This window comes from Streptomyces sp. CNZ287 (assembly GCF_007827615.1).
The window spans coordinates 24,116-45,777 of record NZ_VISV01000010.1 but is presented as its reverse complement, the minus strand read 5'-3'; the positions used below and the strand labels follow the sequence as shown (position 1 = coordinate 45,777).

21 protein-coding genes and 1 pseudogene are annotated in these 21,662 nt (G+C 71.6%); 10 read left to right on the top strand and 12 right to left on the bottom strand.

Annotated features, from left to right (window positions below):
• Positions 1–41 precede the first annotated feature (41 nt).
• Together FB457_RS19015 and FB457_RS19010 are read left to right on the top strand one after the other, a co-directional pair.
• Entirely contained in the window at positions 42–410 is a 369-nt protein-coding gene (locus FB457_RS19015; RefSeq protein ID WP_047017368.1) for a hypothetical protein, read from the top strand.
• Positions 411–563: 153 nt separating this feature from the next.
• Positions 564–2,786, top strand: coding sequence for a protein kinase domain-containing protein (locus tag FB457_RS19010; RefSeq protein WP_145782530.1), 2,223 nt, complete (start codon positions 564–566; stop codon positions 2,784–2,786).
• Positions 2,787–2,817: 31 nt separating this feature from the next.
• Here FB457_RS19010 and FB457_RS19005 read toward each other — a convergent pair whose 3' ends face one another.
• The 3 genes from FB457_RS19005 to FB457_RS18995 form a co-directional block, all read right to left on the bottom strand.
• Positions 2,818–3,351 carry a GNAT family N-acetyltransferase gene (locus FB457_RS19005; protein WP_047017370.1) on the bottom strand — a complete coding sequence of 178 codons (534 nt, stop codon included), beginning with the start codon at positions 3,349–3,351 and terminating at the stop codon, positions 2,818–2,820.
• 79 nt (positions 3,352–3,430) lie between these two features.
• On the bottom strand, positions 3,431–3,676 hold the full coding sequence (locus FB457_RS19000) for a DUF397 domain-containing protein (RefSeq protein WP_078898689.1): 246 nt from the start codon (positions 3,674–3,676) through the stop codon (positions 3,431–3,433).
• Entirely contained in the window at positions 3,663–4,466 is an 804-nt protein-coding gene (locus FB457_RS18995) for a helix-turn-helix domain-containing protein (RefSeq protein ID WP_047020264.1), read from the bottom strand. The genes FB457_RS19000 and FB457_RS18995 overlap by 14 nt, the downstream gene beginning before the upstream one ends.
• A gap of 201 nt (positions 4,467–4,667) precedes the next feature.
• Between FB457_RS18995 and FB457_RS18990 the strand changes: the two genes are divergently transcribed.
• Complete coding sequence (locus tag FB457_RS18990) at positions 4,668–5,156, top strand: ATP-binding protein (protein ID WP_253911379.1); 489 nt, start codon at positions 4,668–4,670, stop codon at positions 5,154–5,156.
• A gap of 93 nt (positions 5,157–5,249) precedes the next feature.
• Positions 5,250–5,453: a hypothetical protein gene (locus tag FB457_RS18985; protein WP_047017372.1), complete on the top strand. Its 204-nt coding sequence runs from the start codon at positions 5,250–5,252 to the stop codon at positions 5,451–5,453.
• A 264-nt stretch (positions 5,454–5,717) separates the two neighbouring features.
• On the opposite strand, the gene FB457_RS18980 is transcribed toward FB457_RS18985, so the two are convergent.
• The 9 genes and pseudogenes from FB457_RS18980 to FB457_RS18935 form a co-directional block, all read right to left on the bottom strand.
• Positions 5,718–6,521 (bottom strand): hypothetical protein, encoded by an 804-nt coding sequence (locus tag FB457_RS18980; protein ID WP_145782527.1) that lies wholly within the window; start codon positions 6,519–6,521, stop codon positions 5,718–5,720.
• Positions 6,522–8,026: 1,505 nt separating this feature from the next.
• Positions 8,027–8,863, bottom strand: a pseudogene (locus tag FB457_RS18975) (IS5 family transposase).
• Between the two features lie 81 nt (positions 8,864–8,944).
• Positions 8,945–9,667, bottom strand: a complete 723-nt coding sequence (locus FB457_RS35695; protein WP_222439509.1) for a thioesterase, FlK family — start codon at positions 9,665–9,667, stop codon at positions 8,945–8,947.
• 129 nt (positions 9,668–9,796) lie between these two features.
• Complete coding sequence (locus FB457_RS18960) at positions 9,797–10,348, bottom strand: YbaK/EbsC family protein (RefSeq protein ID WP_347612467.1); 552 nt, start codon at positions 10,346–10,348, stop codon at positions 9,797–9,799.
• A 2-nt stretch (positions 10,349–10,350) separates the two neighbouring features.
• Positions 10,351–10,653 carry an ArsR family transcriptional regulator gene (locus FB457_RS18955; RefSeq protein WP_145782522.1) on the bottom strand — a complete coding sequence of 101 codons (303 nt, stop codon included), beginning with the start codon at positions 10,651–10,653 and terminating at the stop codon, positions 10,351–10,353.
• A gap of 311 nt (positions 10,654–10,964) precedes the next feature.
• Positions 10,965–11,369 carry a hypothetical protein gene (locus tag FB457_RS18950; RefSeq protein ID WP_486589083.1) on the bottom strand — a complete coding sequence of 135 codons (405 nt, stop codon included), beginning with the start codon at positions 11,367–11,369 and terminating at the stop codon, positions 10,965–10,967.
• Positions 11,370–11,720: 351 nt separating this feature from the next.
• The gene (locus FB457_RS18945; RefSeq protein ID WP_047017375.1) at positions 11,721–12,368 is read right to left on the bottom strand and encodes a sulfotransferase family protein; all 648 of its coding nucleotides are present in this window, start codon (positions 12,366–12,368) and stop codon (positions 11,721–11,723) included.
• A 34-nt stretch (positions 12,369–12,402) separates the two neighbouring features.
• Positions 12,403–13,446 (bottom strand): type III polyketide synthase, encoded by a 1,044-nt coding sequence (locus FB457_RS18940; protein WP_047017376.1) that lies wholly within the window; start codon positions 13,444–13,446, stop codon positions 12,403–12,405.
• Between the two features lie 42 nt (positions 13,447–13,488).
• Positions 13,489–15,024 carry an arylsulfotransferase family protein gene (locus FB457_RS18935; protein WP_347612464.1) on the bottom strand — a complete coding sequence of 512 codons (1,536 nt, stop codon included), beginning with the start codon at positions 15,022–15,024 and terminating at the stop codon, positions 13,489–13,491.
• Positions 15,025–15,492: 468 nt separating this feature from the next.
• Here FB457_RS18935 and FB457_RS18930 point away from each other — a divergent pair, with 468 nt between their 5' ends.
• The 6 genes from FB457_RS18930 to FB457_RS18900 are packed head-to-tail and all read left to right on the top strand — an operon-like array spanning position 15,493 to position 21,564.
• Positions 15,493–17,301, top strand: a complete 1,809-nt coding sequence (locus tag FB457_RS18930; RefSeq protein WP_145782520.1) for an ATP-binding protein — start codon at positions 15,493–15,495, stop codon at positions 17,299–17,301.
• Complete coding sequence (locus FB457_RS18925) at positions 17,298–17,735, top strand: roadblock/LC7 domain-containing protein (protein WP_047017379.1); 438 nt, start codon at positions 17,298–17,300, stop codon at positions 17,733–17,735. Before FB457_RS18930 ends, FB457_RS18925 begins: the two co-directional genes overlap by 4 nt.
• Positions 17,732–18,100, top strand: coding sequence for a DUF742 domain-containing protein (locus FB457_RS18920; protein WP_047017380.1), 369 nt, complete (start codon positions 17,732–17,734; stop codon positions 18,098–18,100). Before FB457_RS18925 ends, FB457_RS18920 begins: the two co-directional genes overlap by 4 nt.
• Complete coding sequence (locus FB457_RS18915) at positions 18,081–18,767, top strand: GTP-binding protein (protein WP_047017381.1); 687 nt, start codon at positions 18,081–18,083, stop codon at positions 18,765–18,767. Before FB457_RS18920 ends, FB457_RS18915 begins: the two co-directional genes overlap by 20 nt.
• Positions 18,764–20,296: a cytochrome P450 family protein gene (locus FB457_RS18905; RefSeq protein ID WP_486589072.1), complete on the top strand. Its 1,533-nt coding sequence runs from the start codon at positions 18,764–18,766 to the stop codon at positions 20,294–20,296. The genes FB457_RS18915 and FB457_RS18905 overlap by 4 nt, the downstream gene beginning before the upstream one ends.
• The gene (locus tag FB457_RS18900; RefSeq protein ID WP_047017382.1) at positions 20,293–21,564 is read left to right on the top strand and encodes a cytochrome P450 family protein; all 1,272 of its coding nucleotides are present in this window, start codon (positions 20,293–20,295) and stop codon (positions 21,562–21,564) included. The genes FB457_RS18905 and FB457_RS18900 overlap by 4 nt, the downstream gene beginning before the upstream one ends.
• Positions 21,565–21,662: the final 98 nt, after the last annotated feature.

The window sequence follows — 21,662 nt, the reverse complement described above, 5'->3', positions numbered from 1 at the left end:
AAGCGTTTCGCTCTGCTACGGACCAGAAGGAGCCCCGCCCCATGCGAAGAACCCGCTTATCCGCCACCCTGGCCACCCTCGCCCTGACCGCCACCCTCGCCGGCACGGCCACGGCGACCGCCGCGCCGCCCGCGGCCGACGCCCCGGCGGCGCCTTCGTGCGTCAAGGGGTACGTCTGCGTCCAGCCGCTCAACGGCTTCACCATCCGCGTGCCGGAGGGCAGCCGCCAGGACTTCGACCCGCCCTTGGCCATCGCGTCGGTGGTCAACGAAACGAGCACCGGGTACTGCCTGACCGGCACGTACAACAGGGGCATCGCCCCCGGTAGCGTCTTCGAGCCGCGGGCTGCCTACTCCCTGCGCTCGCTGACCCCGTCGCCGAACGGCTACTGCCTGGCGACGGACGACTGACATACGGCTCGGCAACCCCCTTCGGCCCGGCATCGACGGCCGCCACCGGCCGGGGCCGACCCGGCCGGTGAGGACCCCGGGCGCATCCGGTACAACTTTGTTCGCAGCGGAACGCGACGGCGCCACCGGGGTGCGGTACCGAAGGGGGCAGGGGTGCGGGTCATCGCCGACAGGTACGAACTGGTGGCGTTCGTGGGCCGGGGCGGCATGGGGGAGGTCTGGGAGGGCCGGGACCGGGTCATCGGGCGCCGCGTCGCGGTCAAACTGCTGCCGGACCACCAACACGGGCCCGCCGCCGACCTGTTCTTCCGCGAGGCGCGCACCGCGGGCGGGCTGAACCACCGCGGCGTCGTCACCGTCCACGACCTGGGCCGCGACCCGGGTGACGGCACACTCTACCTCGTCATGGAGTACGTGGCCGGGCGCAACGTCGCCGTCGTGCTGCGCGAGGACGGCCCGCCGTCGCCCGCGGTGGGCGTCGAGTGGGCCGCCCAGACCACCGCCGCGCTGGCCGCCGCGCACGACGCGGGTGTGGTGCACCGGGACCTCAAGCCCGCCAACCTCATGCTCACCACCGGCGGCGAGGTGAAGATCCTCGACTTCGGCATCGCCCGCTTCATGGCCGCCACCGACAAGTCCAGCCAGGTCATGGGCACCCTCGCCTACATGCCCCCGGAGCGGTTCGCGCAGCACTCCGGCGACGCCCGCAGCGATCTGTACGCTATCGGCTGCATCCTGCACGAACTGCTTACCGGGCAGGTGCCGTTCGACGCGGACGACCCGGTGTCGCTGATGACCGCCCATCTGACCAGAGCGCCGGAGGCGCCGAGTGTGCGGCGCTCCGGGCTTCCCGTCGCCCTCGATGACCTGGTGCTGCGGCTGCTCGCGAAGGAACCGGCCGACCGCCCGCAGTCCGCGGCCTCGGTCCACGACGAACTGCGGGCTCTGGACCTGGCTTCGGTGCGGCCGCAGGAGCCGGGCCCGGCGGACGCCGACGGCAGCCGGGCCGTCACTCCCACCCCGACCGCCACGCCCACCGCCCCCGGCACACCGCCGGCCCCGGCCCCGGCCGACCCGCCCCCGTACGCGCCGTCGGCCCCCGGACAGCCGCCCGCGGCCCACCGGTTGCCGACCCGGACGGCCGCTCCTGCCGCACCCGGGAACGCCCCGGGTGCGGGGGGCGGTCCCGCCGCGCCGGGGCGCCGCCGTGCGCTGCTGTACGGCCTGGGCGGAGCGGTGGTGCTGGTGGCCGGCGGCGGGCTCGCACTCGCCCTGGCCACGGACGACGGTGCCAAACGGGCCGACGGTGGCGGCTCCGGCGCCACCGGGCCGGAAGCGGACGCCGCCCCGAAGCGCAAAGTCCGCCCGTGGCGCTACGACATCACCAGCGAGCCGCCGACCGCATGCGCGGTGGCCGACGGTGTCCTGTACGTCTCGGCCGACTTCAGGATCACCGCCCTGGACGCGCGCACCGGAAAGAAGCTCTGGGCGGGCCCCAGGTTCTCCTTCCTCCCGGACCAGCCCACCGCCGCCGACGGGACGGTGTACGTGGGCGGCGGCGAAGAACTGTGGGCGCTGGACGCGGACGGAAAGAAGAAGTGGACCTTCCCCACCGGTGACCGGATACGCAGCAGGCCGACCGTGTCCGGCGGAATCGCCGGAATCGTCTACTGCTCGAGCCTGGACACGAACGTGTACGCCGTGCACGCGGACGGAGGCCGGAAGGCGTGGAGCTTTCCGTGCGGGGACGAGCTTTACTCCTCCCCGACGGTCGCCGACGGCACCGTGTACGTCGGCTGCGCCGGGAAGGACAACACCCTCTACGCGCTGGACGCAGCCAGCGGCGACCTGAAGTGGACCTTCCCCGCGGACAAGGGCTTCCCACAGGCGCCCCTCGTGTCCGGCGGCCTCGTGTACGCCGGCGCCGGCGACGGGAGGCTTTACGCGATCCACGCCGACGAAGGCACCAAGAAGTGGTCGATCGAGGGGACCGCCGCAACGAAACAGACCCTCTACCTCGCGGACGACACGGTCTACGCCGCCGGTGACGACGGACGCGTCCACGCGTTCGACGCGTCGTCGGGCGACAAGAAGTGGACCAACGAGGGCATGTCGACGGTGAATCCCACGCAGCTCGCGGTAGCGGGGGGCCTCGTCTACTTCGGCGAGACCCTGAGCGATGTGGGCAGCGTCCGGGCCCTCGACACCGGTGACGGCTCCGAGCGCTGGACCACATCGACACTCTCCAGCCTGTCCCCGGGCAACCGGGAGAACGGCCCGGTCACGGCGTACGACTTCGTGTACGTCACCAACGAGAACGGCGTGGTGGCACTCGACGCGGCCACGGGCGCGGCCCCGGACCTGGGCCCGGCCTGAGCCGGCGCCTGGCGCCGTGAGCCGGGCAGGGTCAGGGAGCGAGCGTCTTCTGGAACCAGGCGACGTCCCAGAACCTACCGAACTTCCGCCCGACCTCCTCGTACACGCCGACGGGCCGGAACCCGAAGCGCAGATGGAGCCGCTCCGACGCCTCGTTCGGCAGCGCCACCCCGGCGAGGGCCAGGTGCACGTCCTCCTGCTCCAGCACCTCGAAGAGGGAGGTGTAGAGCAGGCCCCCGACACCTCGCCCTACGTGTTCGGGCGCCAGATAGACGCTGGTCTCGACAGAGGTCGAGTACGCCGGTTTCGGGCGGAACGGGCTGCTGGTCGCATAGCCGAGGATCTTGCCGCCCTCCTCCGCCACGAGCAGCCGGTGCGGACCCCGGCCCGGGTGGGACTCCAGCCACGGGCGACGCTGATCAACGGTGAGCGGCTCGACGTCGAAGGTGATCGGCGTCTCGACGATGTAGTGGTTGTAGATGCGGGTCAGCTCTTCGAGGTCGTCCTCGGTTCCCGGCCGTACCCGCGTATCCCCGTCGTCTGCTCTGTCCACCCCGGTGCGCATGGGGCGATCGTAATAAGCGCACGTTACGTCCCGGTTTCGCGGCGCAGCGGTCCGGAGACGGATGGAGAAGAGGGCACTGTCAGGTGGTGGGGAACTCCTCGCGCTTGACGGCGGCGACGAAGGCGTCCCATGCGGCGGGAGTGAAGGCCAGGTGGGGGCCGTGGGGGTCTTTCGAATCGCGCACGGGGATGGTGGTGGGGGTGGTGGCTACCTCCACACAGTTGCCGCCGTTGTCATCGCTGTAGCTGCTCTTGCGCCAGTCCGCGGCCACCTCAATGCAGTCGCCGCCGTTGTCGTGGCTGTAGCTGCTCTTACGCCAGGTCATGGCCATGCTGCCCGTATCCCTCCATGAACTCGCCGATCAGAGTGGCGGATTCGCGAGCCGACATGGCGTCAGCCCTGAGCACATCATAGGTCCGCAGGTGTTGCTCGAAGGCCGCTGGATTCCCGCTGAAGTACCCATGGTCAAGTGCTTCCGCGTAGGCCCATTTTTCGTCGTCCGGCAGCGTGATCAGCGACATCGAGCCGCGCGGGCGGATGAGTTCGGGCCGGTCGGCCGGGGCCACCTGGATCTGGATGTTGGCCCGCTGACCTGCGGTGAGCAGGTGTTCGCACTGCATGCGCATGACCTCCGGGCCGCCGACGACGTTGCGCAGGCAACTCTCGTCGATTACTGCGATGTACAAGGGGCCTTGCGGCGAGAAGAACCTTTGCTGGCGGCTGAGCCTGGCTCGTACGCGTTCCTCGACCTTCTCCTCATCTTCCGAGACACGAGCGAACAGTGCCTGGGCGTACAACTCGGTCTGTAGCAAACCCGGCACGACTCCCTCCTGGTACGCCCGCAACGCCACGCACTCCGCGTCCATCTTCGCCCGTCGTTCGAACCAGTCCGGATGCGCCACATCCGGGTACCAGTCGACCTTCAGCCACAGCCGCGCTAACAGTCCGTTACCACCCAGCACTTCGTCGCACTTCTCCGCGAACGTGTCCGGCGGAACGCTCGTCCCCGTCTCGACCCTCGCGACGTACGACCGGTCGCAGGGGATGAGCTTCGCCAGTTCCGCCTGTGTCATGCCTGCTGCCTCGCGCAAGTGCTTCAGCACGTCGCCGAACATCGCGGCCGTCGTACCTGTCGCGCGGTGGGTGGCGTTGCGTGGGGTCATGTCTGCCTCCCGGTTCAGGTCGCGTCTGTCACGCGGCGGGCCTTGCTCTCGGCCGTTCCGCTCCGAAAGCCTTTCACCACGCAGCGTGACCGAGCGCTACGGCAATACAGCGGTAAATCCCAAAGTGTCACTGTAATTCTGGAGTTGGTGTGGATGGCCGAGCATGGAGCGTGCGGTTCGGAGGGGATGTCGCGCGAGTGGTCGATGGGGTACGTGATGGGCTACCGGTCCGTGCCGCTGGTGCGGGTGCACGTGCGGCGGCAGTTGGCGCTGTGGCGGTGGGGTGGGGACGCGCAGGACGCGGCGCTCGTGGTGTCGGAGTTGGTGACGAACGCGATCCAGTACGGGCGGAAGATCGGGCGCCGGGTGTGGGTGCGGTTGGCCGTGCGGGAGGACGGTTCACTGGTGATCGACGTATCGGACCCGCAGACGACGCAGCCGCCGCGGATGCCGGACGCGTCGCCGCCGGGGCCGGAGGACGAGCGGGGGAGGGGGCTGTTCCTGGCGCGGGGGCTGGGGGCGGAGGTGTCGTGGTTCCCGCGCGAGTTCGCCGGCAAGACCGTACGGGCGACGCTGGAGCCGGCGCGGGTGCCGGGGGTGCCGCGGGACGAGGAAGTCGGGGGAACCCTGAGACTTCCGTAGGGGTGCGGCTGGCCCTTGGGTCGTAGATCCGGGGCGGTGGGGTTCCGCCCGCGGGCCGAGGTTTCCGCAGGTGGCCCGCGGCACGCTGGAAACATGAGCAGCGCTTCCATCGCCCCGCCGCGCGGGGCAGCAGACACCGGGCGGGCCGCCGACGCCCCGCAGCCCGACAGCCCGCACATCGCGACGGTGGCCGCGCGTGCGACGAGGCACCACCTGCACACGGCGTGGCGGGCGGTCACGGCCTTCGGCGGCGCGGTGGTGGCGGTGGTCGTCCTGGGGGAGTACGCGGACCGCTGACAGCGTCCCCTCATCCCCGGATTCGGCCCGGACCGGACCCTCGGCGCCGGTTTCGCCCGATTCCACACCCGGGGCGTCTCGGGTGCACCTGGGCGTGACGAACTCGTGGTAGTCCATCCACTGAACCGGCTCAAAACGCCCATGCGGGCCGACTTCTGCACCTCGCGGAACGTATCGCCCTCGTGCCGACGCATCCGGACTGCGCGACCGAGGCCGGGCCGGCGCCGCTCACGGGGCGCCGACCCGGCGTGGTCCATGCCGCTGCTAACTCCGGCACACCTTCACTTCACTGCTGGCCCGGCTGGCCTGATCCCACCTGTTGCTGCTGCTGGACCAGGCGAAGCCGAATGAGTCGGCGCCGATGGTCATGCCGGTCACGTCGGTGGAATTCCAGGTGTGGCCGTATGCCGAGAACACCTGGTGCCTTGAGCAGCCCTTCTTGGCGGCCTTGAAGGTGATGCCCATTTCACCGATTCTGCCCTGCATGTCCGCAAGGTCCCCGGTGCCGCCCCGGGGGCCTTCGTTGAAGATGAATCCCGACCCGTAGGAGTTGGACGCCTTCGCCTGGGTCTTCGTCTTCCAGTCCATGAACTTGCCCCTGTACCTCAGTACGTGGGACACAGGGGCGACCTTCTTGCTGAAGCTCAGGCCGAAGCCGTCGTAGCCCTTGACCTCCTTGGGGATCTTCGTCCACTTCCAGGCGGCACGGGCAACGTAGCGGTTCTTCCCGCTGACCTTGTAGATCTCCGGCCTGGAAAGGGTGATCTCGTCGTCCGGGTCCCGGGTGTCGACCCCTCCGCCGCTGTCCACCCGGTCCAGGCAGTTGTCCGCGGCCAGCTTCGCGTCGATCTCGGCCTGCGTCAGGCCACGGTCATCCAGCGTCCCGACGAGCGTCAGGAATTGCTTCGCCGCCGCTGTGGGATCGTCTGGAAGCGGTGCGGAGCAGTCCCGCGTGGCCTCCGCCGGCGCTCCCGCCGACTCCGGCCCGGCGAAGGCGGTGGACGCCCCGAGGGGCAGCAGAACGGCCCCCACCATGGCGGCGCCGATCAGTCGTGTCTTCTTGCGCATGTACCTGTCCTTCTCGTTCGCGATGACGCTGTGATGTGCTGGTCGGTGGATGTGCGCACGGATGCGGCGCGTGGTCGCATGTGACCTGCACGTCGCGCCGTTCGGATTCGGCCGCTTGGCAGACCCGTTCGTGAGGCCGGAGCCTTCGTTTCCCCCCATGCACCACACGGACCGTCGCCGAAAACCGTGGGAGCGGCCCTGCCGTCGCCCGTGTGCACGGTGCTCGGACACTCCGGGCCCGGGGCGGCTTCACGTACCCGGTGAGAGCGTGTTGTCGGTGATGCCCCGGATCCAGAGGGCGAGTGCGTCCCCGGATCGCTTGGGTGGTCTGAGGGATGCCGTAGCCCCCGGTGCCGTCGATCCCGTGAGGGTGGACGGCGATGCGGCTGCGAGGGGCCGGCTACGGAGAGCACCGTGACGATGGCCGCGGCAGCCTCAGATTCTTCCGCGAGATGGCGGTGGCAAGGCGTCGTCCCCCCGGGCGTGTTGGCAAGCCGTGTTGGCGGTGCCAACTCTGCCAGCGGGTACTGGTACGCAACCTTGATGGGATCTGGTACATCCCTTGGCCTCAGCACCCGCGCGCGGCTACCCTCGCCCCCGCCTTCGGCAGTGGCCGAAACGCCTACCGCCCTGCCACCTCTACGGCGAGTCCTCCGCCCAGTGGGCGCGGATTCATGCCGTACGCGCGGATTCACCCGGCTCCGTGCGGGGTGCGGCGTCGGGCGGGCGGTGGTGCGTGGGGTGGGCCGGTGTGCGGGGTGGCGGCGAGGGGAGTAGCCGTGTCGTTGGGGCTCCCCCCGGGCCACCCCGCTTTGGAGTGTGCGGGCCTCCGCCCGGCGTCAAGGGCGCTCCCTCCGCTTCGCTCCGGGAACGTCGCTGCGCGATGGGGCTTCGCCCCACCCTTGACACCGGACTCCGGCCCGTAACAGACCGGCGGCTAAGGGTGGCCCGGAGGGAGCGGGCGCCCTCCGACAGGGACTACGGATGCCGTGCCCGGTGGACGGGGGGCCGAGGCCACCGGCGCCCGGGCCGGGCCCGATCGCCGATTCCCCCGGCGGACAGGGGCTGGACCCCGGGCGCCGGGTCTGTCCCGAGCGCCGATGTTCCCGGCAGACGTGGGGCGGAGGCCGGAGGCGGGGCGGTGCTGATCGCCGATGTTCCCGGCGGACGGGCGCCGGGACGCGGGGAGTTGGCCCCCTCATCGCGGGTGGGCGCGGCACCGGGCAGGGGGGGCCGGGCCCGGCTCGTAGATGCCCCCTCCCGGCGGGGCGGAGGAATCTCGCCGTAACTCGCGGTAACACCCGGCAGTCCGGCCCGAATCGCGCCCCGAGGGCCGACTTTCGCCCCGCTGGGCTCACTTGCCCGCCCCGGGGCCGTGCCGGGCCGGCGGAACGCGCGCCACCGGGACGAATACGGGGCTCGCCGCCCCCGGAATTGGTCCAAAACACCCATGCGGCCAGACTTTCGCCCGCCCGGACTCATTTAGAGCGACCGGCAGTAGGCGGTCACTTCAGCCGCCGAGTGGTGGGGCGGCGGTCCCAGCGGTAGCGCTTGTGGGCTCGCTGGATCAGGACACGCAGCGTGACGAAGGCGGCGGCGAGGTGGAGGTAGAAGTCCACAACCACGCCATTCTTCTCGGTATAGCGTCGCAGCTTGCCGTAGCCGTTCATCCAGGCATGCGTCCGTTCCACTATCCACCTCGTGCCGGCCTGAATCGGGGCGGGCACGCCCCGATAGGCGATGGTGCTCTCGAAGCCGAGCCGGTCCAACAGAGCGCGGCCTTGTTGTCGTAACCAGCATCGAGATTGATCTCCACGTCGTCCGGCAGTGGTCCGACCTGTTCCTTCACAGCCGCCAAGGTCGGCTCACGCAGCGGGGAGTCGTGTCGGTTGGCGCCTTCAGCGACCAGGCCGAGCGGCACTCCGGCGGCCTCGACGGCGACCGACCTCTCCAAGCCCTGCTTGCCCCGATCCACTGGAGATCGACCGGACTTGTCACCGCCGCCGGGTGCCTTGGTGATGCAGCCGTCCGCGGACTCCTGGAGCTGCAGGCCGATCACGTGGTCGTATGGCCTCCAGGGCGAGCTCGTGCACCTTCTGCGCCAGGCCCAACGTGGCCCAGAGTTTGACGCGGCGACGGATAATACGGTCCGAGCAGCCAGGGGAGGCGATCCGCTCGTATCCGGAGCCGTGGACGAGTGCCTGTACGACGTGCTCGAACACTATGCGGTCCGGGATCCGCCTCCGATGGCAGCCCAGTGGGTGGCTTGGGTCGAACTCCCCGCGGGCGGGCAGCAGCGCCTTGAACTGGTCCCAGGCGGGTTCGAGCAGGCAAGAGGGCAACGCGGGTACAGTTGTCCTTTGCGATCATGGAGTTCATCGAGCTCGGGGCTGCGGCGCCCAACGCTGGGTATGCGCGCTTGTTCAGGGGGCCGTGGCCGCGGTGGCCGCCTTGGCGGCCATGCGCTGATCGAACTTCGATGCGTCGATGACGTGCCGTTCGTGGTGGCCACTGCTGATCACGTCCTGTTCGTCCCGGCATTCGACGGCGAAGCGCAGCCGCCGCCCTTCCACCTCGACCAGTTCGACGAACGCGGTGACCTCCATGCCTACCGGGGTCGCCGCGCTGTGGCTGAGCTCCACATGAGTCCCCACCGTCTTGCTCCCCTCTGGGAGCAGCGGAGCGACCGCCTCAATGCAGGCGTTCTCCACGAAGGCGATGAGATACGCCGTGGCGAAGACGCGCGGCATGCCGGTGAAACCTGGCAGCGTGTCCGATACCGCCGGAACGATCAGGCCGTCGTCGACCAGCAAGCGGGAGGTGTGCTTGAGGCCGGGCTGCGGGCCGATCCGTGTCATCCGTTCAAACCCCTCGTTTGTCGATTGAGTGATCCGTCGGTCGCCGGTGGCGGTGACACCCGCCTGCTCAAGCATGAGCACGGAGGAGCGTATGGGTACGACGGGCCGGTGCAGGAGCCCTCTGGGGACGAGATATGCCTGTCTGGGCCCCGGTTCAACGGTGTCCATGCTGTCCAGCTCGATGCGGAACAAACCGTCGAGGACGAAGAAGAACTCATCCTGCTCGTCGTGCTTGTGCCAGTGGAACTCTCCCTGCATGACCCCGAGTCGCACCACCAGGTCGCCCACCTGACACAGGGTTTGGTTGTACCAGGGGTCGGTCGTGTCATCGATCAGCTGCTGGACATGAGCTTCTCCAGAGGGGCGATCAGTGGTTGATAGTTGATCGCGTACCGCGACGTGTCGTCCATGGTGGTCTCAGGCTCCCTTGCTGGCGATCGGCCGGATCTGCGCGCCGATGCGTCGAAGATGATCCTGGTAGTCCTGAGTGTTCAGGGCCAGGGAGCGATCCAGCCGCGCGGCGTTGAAGAAAATCTCGGGGTTCTCCAACAGCCCTGGATCGACGACGAGTTCGAGATCCGGGTGGAAGCTGAACGGCAGGATGGTCCCGCTGACGCTGCCGGACAGAGCCTCGGCCTTGTCCGTCGATGCGAAGGACACGTACGTGCCGTCAGCCAGAGCCCTCAGCCCTTGCAGGTCGACCCTGGCATCACCGGAGACGACGGCGAGGAAGTACCGCTTGGTGCGTTTGCCGGTCTTCACCATGACCACGAGACATTTGGCCGCGTGGGCCACCGGGTGGCCGCGGTACCGGCTGACCACCTCGGTGCGCCCCTCCGGGGCATGGTCGATGACGCGGTACCGGGCGCCGTGCGCGTCGAGCAGCGCGATGAGCCGCACGTAGGCGTCCGTGTCGGCGCTGCCGGCGTCCTCAGCCTCTTGCGGGGTGGGCGCGTACTGCTGGGCCACTTTTACCATCCTTCGTCGAACATCCGCTTGACCTCGGCGATGCGCTGCTCGTCGCGGCGATAGAAGGTCCACTGCTTGATCTTCTTGGCGCGCAGCAGACCGGCTGCGGTGAGCAGCTTGAGGTGCACGCTCGCGGTGGGCTGGCTCACCCCGAGCTTGTCGGCGATGAACACCGAGCAGACCCCGTCGTCGACGAGGTCGCCGTCACGCTGCGGCGGGAAGTGCACGGTGGGGTCCCGCAGCCACTCCATGATTGCCAGGCGTTTCTCGCTGCCCAGCGCCTTCAGTACCTCAACATCAAGCACTTAGATAGTTTGCTAACTAACTAAGTCTCGTGTCAAGCTCCGCCCCCAGTAGTCACCGCGAGGAACGTTTGCCATGCGTGCACATCCACGGCAAGCGGCGACGCTGCACCGACGAGGGCGGCTGCCCCACCATTCGTCGGCTGAAGTGACACCAACTGCCGGTCACTCTTAGGCGGGCCACGGATGCCCGCAGGGCCCCGGGTGAACGCACGCGAGACGAACTCGCGGTGAGCCACCGATCAAACCGTGCCAAAAACGCCTATCTGATCCGACTTTCGCCCGTCTACGTGCACCTGGCCGCTCCGCGGCCCTCACGCGGTGGGACCCACGTTCCCTTCCGCGGGCAGATCCGTGCCGCAGAAGACGCAGACGAAGTCGTCCTCACGCACGATGGTGCGCTCCTGGCAGCCGGGGCATCGCCGGAAGACGACCTCGTGGGTGAAGCCGGAAGGCCGCCGGAGCCCTGCGGCGTCCAGAGCACGGGCGACCTCCGCCCACGAGTCGACGTCCGGGCAGTACCCGGTGGACTGGTTGCTGACCTCGCTCACGGCCCACCGGTCCGCCTCGCGCACAAAGCTGATCTCGCCGGCGCTCAGGACCATGTCGCCACCGGCACAGGCCACGTGCTCGCTCCGCCGCGGCGCCAGCCGGAGCACACCGTCCCTACCGACCACGAACGTGAACGGCTCGGCCAGCTCCACCGCCGATTGCTCCATGATCCAGCCATCGAAGTCGGCCGCCGAGCCGATACGACGCCCGCCGCCACCTGGCCGGACCGCGGCCTTCAACTCCACCGGTCCGACGTATCGGTAACCCCGCCCAGTCACGTCAGCCACGCTAAACGAGCCCCCGCGGGGCTGTCGCGTACGGGGCGAGTCGGCTGCCGGGTCCGCCGGAGAGGCGTGGCCGCCTTGCGGAACGCCCCCCTCCGTTCCGGGATCACGGTCCGCCAGGGCCGCTCCCACCGACGAGGCCCGGAGGCTGCCTCGCCTCCGGGCCCCTGCTGCCGCGGGTCGCGTCGCGGTGATCGGAGGAGTATCACCCCCGCCGCGTCCCGCCGTCCGGTCCTACCTCTCGGCTGCCGCCGTGCTCCGCTCCCTCACCTCGTCCACGAACCTGCCCCTCTCGTTGCTCCTCGGGAACGGCTCGTCCGGCACCGGGACGCCCAGGAACGCGCAGAGCGGCTCCCAGCCCTCGCTCACCCGGAACACCAGCAGCCGGTCCGCGGGTATCTCCTCCCGTACCGCCGCCTCGTGCTCCGCGAAGACCTTCAGCGCGTGCTCCTTCTCCGTGAAGCGGCCGTCGAACACGCCGTCCCAGATGACTTCGAGCGACATGTCCCGCAGCCGCAGGAACGACTCGCCCACGTCCGGCGGGGGCGGGGCCACCGCCGTGGCGTAGATGCTGCTCGCCGCGCTCGCGTACCAGCTCTCCGGGTCCCGTACCGTCAGCACCACCTTCGCCTCGGGGAACGCCCCCGCTATCTCCCGCCAGAAGCGGGCGCCCGGCCAGTCCACCGTCGAGCCGTACGTCGCGTACACCCGGCGCCAGTCCACGGGCTCGCCGCGCGACGCCGCCTCCCACATCGGGATCTGCTCCGGGTCCTCGAAGAGGCCCAGCATGTGGTGGCACGGGCCGAAGCCCAGCCGTTCCAGCGCCGTCTTGAGCGACAGCGTTCCCGTACGGCCGACTCCCGCGCCGATGACTTCCAGCATCACCTTCTCCTTCCGGTTTCCCCTTGTACGCGTCCTACGTGCCGCGCAGCAGCAGCGCCCAGACCGTCGCTCCCGGGCCGCACGCCAGCACCACCCCGTGCTCACCCGCCGCCAGCGGCCGCGCCGTCTGCAGCCGGCGCAGCACCGCCAGCACCGCCGGGGCCGCGGTGTTGCCGTACTCCCGCATCACCTCCCGCGCCGTGGCCATCGACCGCTCCGGCAGGTCCAGCGCCTCGTCGACCCGGTCGAGGATGCGGCGGCCGCCCGGGTGGACGGCCCACCACGCGACGTCGGTCCAGCGGACCCCGTGCCGGGCGAGCAGCGCCCGCGCCGGTATCGCGACGGAGCCCGCGACGACGTCCGGCATGGAGGGCTTGAGCCTGATGCGCAGCCCGTTGTCGCCCATGTGGACCTGGAGGTCGTCCGCGTGGGCCGGCGCGGTGAGCTGCTCGGCGTCGACGACCTCGGCGCCGCCCGGCCCGTCCGCGTCCCGAGGCAGCAGCACCACCGCCGCGGCGCCGTCGCCGAACAGCGTGAGGACGACGGCCTGTTCCTTGTCGTACGGGGGCGGCTGCACGTGCGGCGAGAAGAGGTCGACCGCGAGCAGCACCGCCGGGCGCCGCTTGACCGCGACCCAGTGCGCGCACGCGGACACCGCCGGCACCGCGGCGTAGCAGCCCATCGGGCCGAGGGACAGCGTCTCGACGTCGGGGCGCAGCCCGAGTTCCGCGGCGAGGGCGTCGAGGCCCGGGGCGGAGTGGGTCGTGGTGGTGACGGTGGCGAACAGCCCCACGTCCCCGGGGCCGAGACCGGCCTCGGCGAGCGCCGCGGTGACGGTGGTGCGGCCGAGGCGGCGGGCTTCGGCGAGGCTGCGGTCCATCCGCCGGCGCGTGGTCCAGCGGCGGGGGTCTTCCAGCAGGGCGTTGACGGCCATGCCCTTGGTGGTGATCGCCGAGTTCCGGACGACCTGGGCGACCGTGTCGCCTCCGGGGTCCGCGGCGACGAGGTTGGCGAACTCTTCCATCTTGACCAGCGGTGGGGTCCGGAACGTGACAGCCACGATCCGCGCTTCGGACATCGTGTTCTTCTCCTGACTCCGTGAGGCGTCGGCGGCCTTCGGTCAGTGGTGGCGGGATGCGGCGGGCTCCACGGCCTCGACCGGCGAGGACCCGATGACCCGGCCGCGCGCGTCGAGGCCCTGGACCTTCACGTAGTCGATGTCCCGGGCCTCGGGCGGCAGCCGCACCTCGGTGTCGAGCCCCTTCCACCCGGCGCGCGCCACGGGGCGCAGCCCCGATGCCGTCTCGCCGCCGAGCACGCGCCAGTCGCTGACCTCCGTCGCGCCGTTCCACACGGCTTCGACGGCGGTGCCCGCGTCGTTCACCCCGACCTCGGGGGCGGTGTCGGGTGTGCTCTTCCAGGGGGCGCGATAGCCCCGGTAACTACTGATGTCCTCCGGCAGCGCGCTGTCGAAGACGAGCCGGCCCGAGGGCGAGAACTCGGAGATGCGGCCCGAGGGCGAGCCCCAGCTCACGAAGGTGTTGCCGTTGGGCAGCGCCTGGCTGTTGCCCTCCAGTCCCGTGGTCAGCCGGTCCGGGTGGACCTGCTGGCGTACGAGCTCCGCGGTCATCCGCCGCTCGTCGATGCGCAGCCACGCGACCCGCGACTCGTAGCCGGGGCTGCCCATGTTCTGGTTGTCGAAGACGCGGTACGTGTTCTCGCCGGCCGGCTCGATGTTGTGCTGGCCGATGGTGCGGGCGCCGGCGCCGAGGCGGAAGTCGCTGCGCTTGCCGCCGAGCCGCCAGACGATCTCGCCGGTCTCGCGGTCGACCTTGTAGATGGTGCTGGTCTCGCGTCCGGAGAAGAGGAGGTCGCCGTCGCGGTCGAGGCTGACGGCGTTGAGGTGCAGGTACGGGAACGGGCCGGGCATGCCGGCGTCGAAGCGGCGGTCGGAGTCGGTGATCGGGATGTGGTCGAGGCTGTGCCAGTCCATGACCTTCTCGCCGGTGGCGATGTCGATCTCCTGCACGACGTAGTCGAGGACCTGACCGTCTTTCGGTCCGCCGACGGGGGTGAGGTCGTACGGCTCGTCGCGGTAGCTGAGGATCAGGGCCGTGCCGTCGGGGGTGAGGCGGAACTCGTGGAAGTCGGTGCGCTCGCCGGGGTCGGGGGTCCTGACGGTGGCGATGACGTCGTAGTTCTCGTCGGCGATGTAGCCGGTGCCCGAGCCCGTGCCGGTGGGGGAGCTTTCGCCCTCCCACCAGGTGAGCACCTTCTCGCCGCGGTACTCCTCGACCTGGAAGTCGGCGGCGACGAAGCCCGTGGGAATCCGGTGGTACCAGACCGGGCGGCCGCGGTCGTCGACGATCTGGGGGCCGCGGGGCGTCTCGTGGCGGCCCTGGGGGGTGAGGAAGAGGAGGCCGGGGGCCATGCCCTCGCCGCGCTTGAGCACGTCGAGCCCGGGCGGGGCCCCGCCGTCGACGGCGGCCTGGTCGACGGCGGCGGCCTGGTCGGCGGCGGGGCCGGGGGCGGGGGTGGAGCCGGGGGCGGCTTGCTCCGCGGCGGCGGTGCCGGTGGCCGGGGCCGCCGCGGTGAGCGCGGCGACCGTGGCGCCGCAGAGCATGAACGTGGCGTACGTACGCGGTAAACGGGTCATCCGCAGGTCTCCCGTCGGGGTGGAGGGTCCGGAGCGCTGAGCGGCCGTCGTACGGCAGAGTGGCGGCGCCGCGTGGCTGCTTGATCAGCGATCTTGCTCAAACGTTGTAACAAGCGCGCGGTTACAGCGTGGTGACGCCGTAAAGGCTTGCTGACCAGGGCCGTTGAGCAGTTGGACGCCGTTGCCGCAGGGGGCGTACGGGAGATCTTGGGCGTTCTCCGTTCTAGCCGACCGGCGGTGACAGGGCCGTCACGATCGCCGCGGCGGGACCTCTGGAAGCCGCCTTCACCGGGGCAGACCCGGGCGCACACCTCTTGTCACAGGTGTGCTGCAAACGGTCCATTGAGTGTGCTGGTGTGGTGAGGAAACTCCCTATAGTGTCGGCGACTTGAGCACCCGCGAGCACGTTGCTCAATTCGGCGCACATACCCGACCTGGGACAGGCCACCTGCCCGGAGGAGCCCGTCGATGACCGCGCACCAGGATGCAGCCCCGCCCCGGGACTCGCGTTCCCGCCTCCCCGCACCGCTGTCGGCCCTGTTCGTCACGGCGCCCGCGACCGCCGTCGCGGTCCTGGCCGCGGCGCTCGCCGGACCCGAGGACCACACCCGGCACATCGTCTACGCCGGTGGCGCCGCCGCCGTCCTGCTGTGCATAGCCGTCGCCGCCGCGGCCGGCTACCGGGCCAAGGCCGCCCGCGCCGACGAACGCGCCGCCGCCGCGGCCGGCGCCGCCGCCGTCTTCGCCGACCGCGTCGTCCCCGAGGTGCTGCGGAAGATCGCCGCGGGCGCGCCCGTCGACGAAGCACTCGCCGCCGCCCCCCGGCTGGACAACCAGGCGTACCGGCGCGCCGTCCAGCAGGTCGCCGAGGAGGCGCGGCGCAGCGAGAACCGCCGGGCCGCCGCCATGGCCTCCTGCGCCAACGCCGCGGGACGGATGCAGGCCATCACCACCAGCATGCTCGCCGACCTGCGCGAGATGGAGCACCGCCACGGCGACGCCGACGTCCTCGGCGACCTCCTCCACCTCGACCACCGCACCGCGCAGGCCGGCCGCGTCGCCGACAGCATCGCCGTGCTGAGCGGCGCCCGCACCGGCCGCCGCTGGGCGAAGCCGATCGCGATGGAGTCCATCCTGCGCGGCGCCATGGGCCGGATCGCCGGCTACCAGCGCGTGCGGCTGCGCGCCGTCTCCGAAGTGGCCGTCGCGGGACACGCCGCCGAGGGTGTCATGCACGCGCTCGCCGAACTCCTCGACAACGCCTGCAACTTCTCGCCCCCCACCACCGAGGTGCACGTCTACGTCTCGGAAGTGCCCGCCGGCGCCGTCGTCACCATCGAGGACAGCGGGCTGATGATGAGCGAGGCCGCGCAGCGCCGCGCCGAGCGTGCCGTCTCCGGCACCGCCACCGACCTGTCCACGCTCACCGGCACCCGGCTCGGCCTGCCCGTCGTCGGGCACCTCGCGCAGAAGCACGGGCTGACCGTCTCCTTCCGGCCCTCCGCCATCGGCGGTACGGGCGTGGTCCTGATGATCCCGCAGGAGCTGATCTCCCGCGCCCGGCCCGGCGAGCCCGTACGCACGCCGGGCCTGCCCATGCCCACCGAGGACACCGGCAGCACGCCGCTCCCGCTGCCCCGGCAGCGGGACGTCGCCGCCGGCGAGGACGCGGACGAGCGGGCGGGCGAGCGGGCGGGCGACGGTGGGCACGACCCGTTCGCGCTGGCCGCGCTGCCGCGGCGGCGCCGCGGGCGCACGCTGGCGGGCGCACACCCCGGCGGCGTGCCGGACGGCGGCCCGTCCGGCGAGGCCGGCGGTACGGGCACGGGCCGCGCACGTACGGGGACGGACACGGGAACGGGAACGGGAACCGGCGACCAGGGCGCCGCCGGTGCCGGCACCGCCCCGCAGCGGCGCCTCCAAGCCGCCGGCTCCGCCGCCCGGTTCGGCGCCTTCCGGCGCGCGGTGACCGGCCAGGAGCGCGGCGCCGACGGCACGGGCGGCGCGGGCACGGCGGGCGGCGCCCTGGCCGCCGCCGTCAACGGCCGCAAGCGCGACACCGGCCGCGCAGACGACGTACCGGCCGCAGGCGCCGGACGGGACGCAGACGAACAGCAAGACGACGTACGGCAGGACGACGGCGCACGCGCCGAAGCCCCCGTGCCGGCAGAGCAACCCGCGGAACGCGAGGAACCCGCCGCGCCCGGCGACGGCACCGACCCCGCCACCGCGCCCCCCGCACGCAACGCCGCTTCATCTTCGGAGGACGACAGATGACCCAATCTCCCGCCGAGGCCACCGGGCTGACCTGGCTGCTGGAGGGGTTGCTGGAGCGCACGCCCGGCGCCAGGCACGCCCTCGTCCTCTCCCGCGACGGACTCAAGCTCTGCCACACGCCCGAGCTCTCCGAGGACCGCGCCGACCAGCTCGCCGCCATCTCCGCCGGCATCCAGAGCCTGTCGCACGGCGCCTCCGTCGAGTTCGGCGACGGCAGCGGCGGCGTACGGCAGTCGATGACCGAGTTCTACGGCGGCATCCTCTTCATCGCCGAAGCCGGGTCCGGCAGCCACGTCGCCGTGATCGCCGCCGAGACGGCCGACCCCGGGCTCGTCGGGCACAACATGCTGGAACTGGTCGAGCAGCTCGGCGAGCACCTCAGCGCCCCGCCCCGCGGGCCCGTACCCGCGGCCGAGGGGGTCGCGGCGGAATGACCCGCCCCGGCCGGGACGACGACCCGGACCGGCTGTACACCCTGACAGGAGGGCGCAGCCGGCCCGCCAGCGACGAGTTCGACCTCGTCACCCTGGTCGTCGCCGAGGACGAACCGGCACCGGGCATGCAGTCGGAACACGCCGCGATCCTGCGCATCTGCCGCACCCCGACCGCCGTGGTGGAACTCTCCGCCGACCTCGGACTGCCCGTCGGCATCACCAAGATCCTGCTGTCCGACCTGCTGGCCGCCGGCCGGATCACCGCACGCCACCCGCGGTACGCGCCCCCGCGCACACCGGGCGGCGTCCGGTTCGCCGATCCCGAGACTCTGGAGAAGGTGCTCGTTGGACTCCGCCACCTCTGACCCCCGCGCGACCCCCGCGCCGGGCGGCGCGACCGAGCGCGCCCCCCTGGCCCGTACCGCGGACAACGGGCTGAAGATCGTCATCGTCGGCGGCTTCGGCGTCGGCAAGACCACCATGGTCCGCTCCGTCAGCGACATCCGGCCGCTGAACACCGAGGAGACGATGACCCTCGCCGGCCGCGGCATCGACGACCGCCGCGCCGTGCCCGGCAAGACCGCCACGACGGTCGCCTTCGACTTCGGGCGCATCAGCCTGGACGAGCGCACCGTGCTGTACCTCTTCGGGGCGCCCGGCCAGGAACGCTTCTGGTTCCTCTGGGACCGGCTGTTCTCCGGGACGCTCGGCGCGATCGTCCTCGTCGACCACCGCAGGCTCTCCGACTCCTGGTACGCCATCGACCGGCTGGAGCACCACGGCACGCCGTTCATCGTCGCCCGCAACGACTTCGGCGGCCCGCCCTACACCAGCGCCGAAGTACGCGAAGCGCTCGACCTCGACCCGCACGTCCCGCTCGTCGACTGCGACGCGCGGTCCCGCGAGTCCAGCAAGGGCGTGCTGATCGCCCTGGTCGAACACCTCCAGCGCCTCGCCGCCGGTACGGCCACCGCGACCGCCGCGACCGCCGCCGCAGCCACTGTCCCCACCGCACCGGAGACCGCGACATGACCCCGACCCCCGACGACCAGGCCGCACACGAGGGGAGCAGCAGCCAGGCGCAACCGCGCACGGGCGCGCTCAGCGCGGCCCCTGCGCCGGGTGCGCCCGGTGAGTCCGGTGCGCCCGGTGAGCCGTCGGCCGATCCGGATGCGCCGGGCACCGCGCCGGGTGCGCCGGCCGACGTGCCCGCGCCCGACGGCCCCGACGCGCCCCCCGCTGCCGACGCACCCCCCGCCGCCTGCCCCGCGCACGCGGGCGCCGCCGGGGCCGTACCGCTCAGCGGCCCCCGCTTCCACACCGACCCGCGCGACCTCTACCGCGAGATGCGCCGCGACCACGGCCCCGTCGTCCCCGTCGAACTCCCCGGCGACATCCCCGCCTGGCTCGTCATCGGCTACCGCGAACTCCACCAGGTCACCTCCGACCCCGAACTCTTCGCCCGGGACCGCGGGCTGTGGAACCAGTGGGAGAAGATCCCGCCGGACTGGCCGCTGCTGCCGATGGTCGGCCAGGTCATGCCGTCGATCCACTTCACCGCCTCCGCCGCCGACCACCGCAGGCACGCCGTCATGGTCGGCGCCGCACTGGAGAGCGTCGACCCCTTCGACCTCCGCCGGCACTGCGAACAGCTCGCCGACCGGCTCATCGACTCCTTCTGCTCCCGCGGCAGCGCGGAACTCGTCGGCGACTACGCCGTCCCGCTCCCCGTCCTCGTCCTCGCCCGCCTCATCGGCTTCCCCGACGCCCAGGGACGGCAACTCGCCCAGGTCCTCAACGAACTCGCGGACGGCGGACCCGGAGCACTCAAGGCGTACGAGACCTTCGTCGAGCACATGACGCGGCTCGTCGCCGAGAAACGGCTCGCGCCCGGCCAGGACGTCGCCTCGCGGATGCTCGCCGACCCCATGCACTTCACCGACGAAGAGGTCATGCTCGACCTCAAGGACACCACCGCCGCCGGCTTCCTGCCCACCGCCGACTGGATCGGCAACTCCATCCGCCTCATGCTCACCGACGACCGCTTCGCCGCCGCCCTCGGCGGCGGGCGGCACAGCGTCGGCCAGGCCATGAACGAGGTGCTGTGGGAGGACACCCCGACCCAGATCCTCGTCGGCCGCTGGGCCGCCCGCGACACCCAGCTCGGCGGCCGCCCCGTCGGCGCGGGCGACCTGCTGCTCCTCGGCCTCGCCGCCGCCAACGACGACCCGCAGATCCAGCAGGCCCTGGTCGGGCCGGGCGGCGCGGGCGGGGCCGGCGGCATGGGCGGCGGATACGGGTACGGGGGCGTACCCGCACAGGCCGGCAACAGCGCCCACTTCGCCTTCAGCTACGGCGACTTCCGCTGCCCCTTCCCGGCCCAGGAGATCGCTGAGATCATCGCCCGGACGGGCCTCGAGGTACTCCTCGACCGGCTGCCCGACCTGGACCTGTCCGTGCCGGCCCGGACGCTGGTGCGGCGGCCGTCCGCGTTCCTGCGCGGCATGACCGCCCTGCCGGTCACCTTCACCCCCGTACGCGCTGCAGGAGGTCACCTGTGAACTGCCCGCACGCCGCCGGCTCCGCCGCCGCCCCGGCCGCCTCCGGGGCCCTCCCCGAACCGCTGGCCATCGACCCGCTCGTACGCGACCTCGCGGGCGAGACCGCGCTCCTGTGCGCCGCCGCCCCGCTCACCCGGATCGAACTGCTCGGCGCGCCCGCATGGACCGTCACGCGGCACGCGGAGGCCCGCCGACTGCTCACCGACGCGCGGCTGGTCAAGGACATCGGCGCCTGGCGGCTGTGGCAGACCGGCGAGGTGACGGCGGAGTGGCCGCTGATCGGGATGGTCAACCCGGGCCGGTCGATGTTCACGGTCGACGGCGCCGAGCACCGGCGGCTGCGGGCCAAGACGGCGCAGGCCATCACGCCGCGGCGGCTCGACGCGCTGCGGCCGGTGGTCGAGCGGGTGACGGCCGAACTGCTGGACTCCCTTGCGGCCGCGGCGGCCGGGGGCGACGGGGTGGTCGACCTCAAGGAGGTCTTCGCGCAGCCGCTGCCGATGCGGGTGGTGTGCGCGCTCATGGGCGTCGCGGAATCGGAGATACCGCGGCAGATGCGCCTGTGGAAAGCCTTCTTCTCCATGCTCACGCCGCAGGAGGAGCGGCTCGCGGTGATGGCGGAACTCGACCGCGTGTTTACCGACATGGTGCGGCAGAAGACCGCGGAGCCCGCCGACGACCTCACGAGCGCGCTGATCCTCGCCGACGAGGGCGGCGAGCCGCTGACCGAGGAAGAGGTCGTCGGCAACCTGAAGTCCATGATCGCGGCCGGGCACGAGACCACGATCACGCTCCTCCTCACCACCGTGCGCGGACTGCTGAGCCACCCCGAGCAGCTCGCCCTGGTCCGCGAGGGCAAGGTGACGTGGGAGACGGCGATCGAGGAGGCACTGCGCTACGACCCGCCCGTGACCCACCTGCTGATGCGGTTCGCGACGGAGGACATCGAGATCGCCGGCACGGTGATCGAGAAGGGCGAGGGCGTCGTCATCTCGTACCGCGCGATCGGGCGGGACGCCGGGCACCACGGGGCGGACGTGGACGCCTTCGACGTGACGCGGGCGACGCCGATCCGGCACATGACCTTCGGGCACGGGCCGCACATCTGCCCCGGCGCGGCGCTGTCGCGGCTGGAGGCGGCGGTGGCGCTGCCGGCGCTCTTCGCCCGCTTCCCGGAGCTGCGGGCGGCGGTGCCGCTGGGGGAGCTCCGCAACCTGCCGGTCCTGACGCAGAACGACCTGGAGTCCTTCCCGGTACGCCTCGGCTGACGGCGGCCGGCGCGTGGCGGGGGCCGGCGCGTGGCGGCGGCGGGCGCGTGGCGGCGGGTGGTGCTTGGCGGTGGGTGGTGCTTGGCGGTGGCTGACGC

Bases quoted from the DNA above. Each gene is read 5' to 3' on its own strand.
- FB457_RS18905 (WP_486589072.1), top strand. From the start codon at position 18,764: ATGACCCCGACCCCCGACGACCAGGCCGCACACGAGGGGAGCAGCAGC.
- FB457_RS18990 (WP_253911379.1), top strand. From the start codon at position 4,668: ATGGCCGAGCATGGAGCGTGCGGTTCGGAGGGGATGTCGCGCGAGTGG.
- FB457_RS18945 (WP_047017375.1), bottom strand. From the start codon at position 12,368: ATGCTGGAAGTCATCGGCGCGGGAGTCGGCCGTACGGGAACGCTGTCG.
- FB457_RS18935 (WP_347612464.1), bottom strand. From the start codon at position 15,024: ATGACCCGTTTACCGCGTACGTACGCCACGTTCATGCTCTGCGGCGCC.
- FB457_RS18995 (WP_047020264.1), bottom strand. From the start codon at position 4,466: ATGTTCGGCGACGTGCTGAAGCACTTGCGCGAGGCAGCAGGCATGACA.
- FB457_RS19005 (WP_047017370.1), bottom strand. From the start codon at position 3,351: ATGCGCACCGGGGTGGACAGAGCAGACGACGGGGATACGCGGGTACGG.
- FB457_RS18925 (WP_047017379.1), top strand. From the start codon at position 17,298: ATGACCCAATCTCCCGCCGAGGCCACCGGGCTGACCTGGCTGCTGGAG.
- FB457_RS18985 (WP_047017372.1), top strand. From the start codon at position 5,250: ATGAGCAGCGCTTCCATCGCCCCGCCGCGCGGGGCAGCAGACACCGGG.
- FB457_RS18950 (WP_486589083.1), bottom strand. From the start codon at position 11,369: ATGGAGCAATCGGCGGTGGAGCTGGCCGAGCCGTTCACGTTCGTGGTC.
- FB457_RS18940 (WP_047017376.1), bottom strand. From the start codon at position 13,446: ATGTCCGAAGCGCGGATCGTGGCTGTCACGTTCCGGACCCCACCGCTG.
- FB457_RS18980 (WP_145782527.1), bottom strand. From the start codon at position 6,521: ATGCGCAAGAAGACACGACTGATCGGCGCCGCCATGGTGGGGGCCGTT.
- FB457_RS18920 (WP_047017380.1), top strand. From the start codon at position 17,732: ATGACCCGCCCCGGCCGGGACGACGACCCGGACCGGCTGTACACCCTG.
- FB457_RS18930 (WP_145782520.1), top strand. From the start codon at position 15,493: ATGACCGCGCACCAGGATGCAGCCCCGCCCCGGGACTCGCGTTCCCGC.
- FB457_RS19000 (WP_078898689.1), bottom strand. From the start codon at position 3,676: ATGACCTGGCGTAAGAGCAGCTACAGCCACGACAACGGCGGCGACTGC.
- FB457_RS19015 (WP_047017368.1), top strand. From the start codon at position 42: ATGCGAAGAACCCGCTTATCCGCCACCCTGGCCACCCTCGCCCTGACC.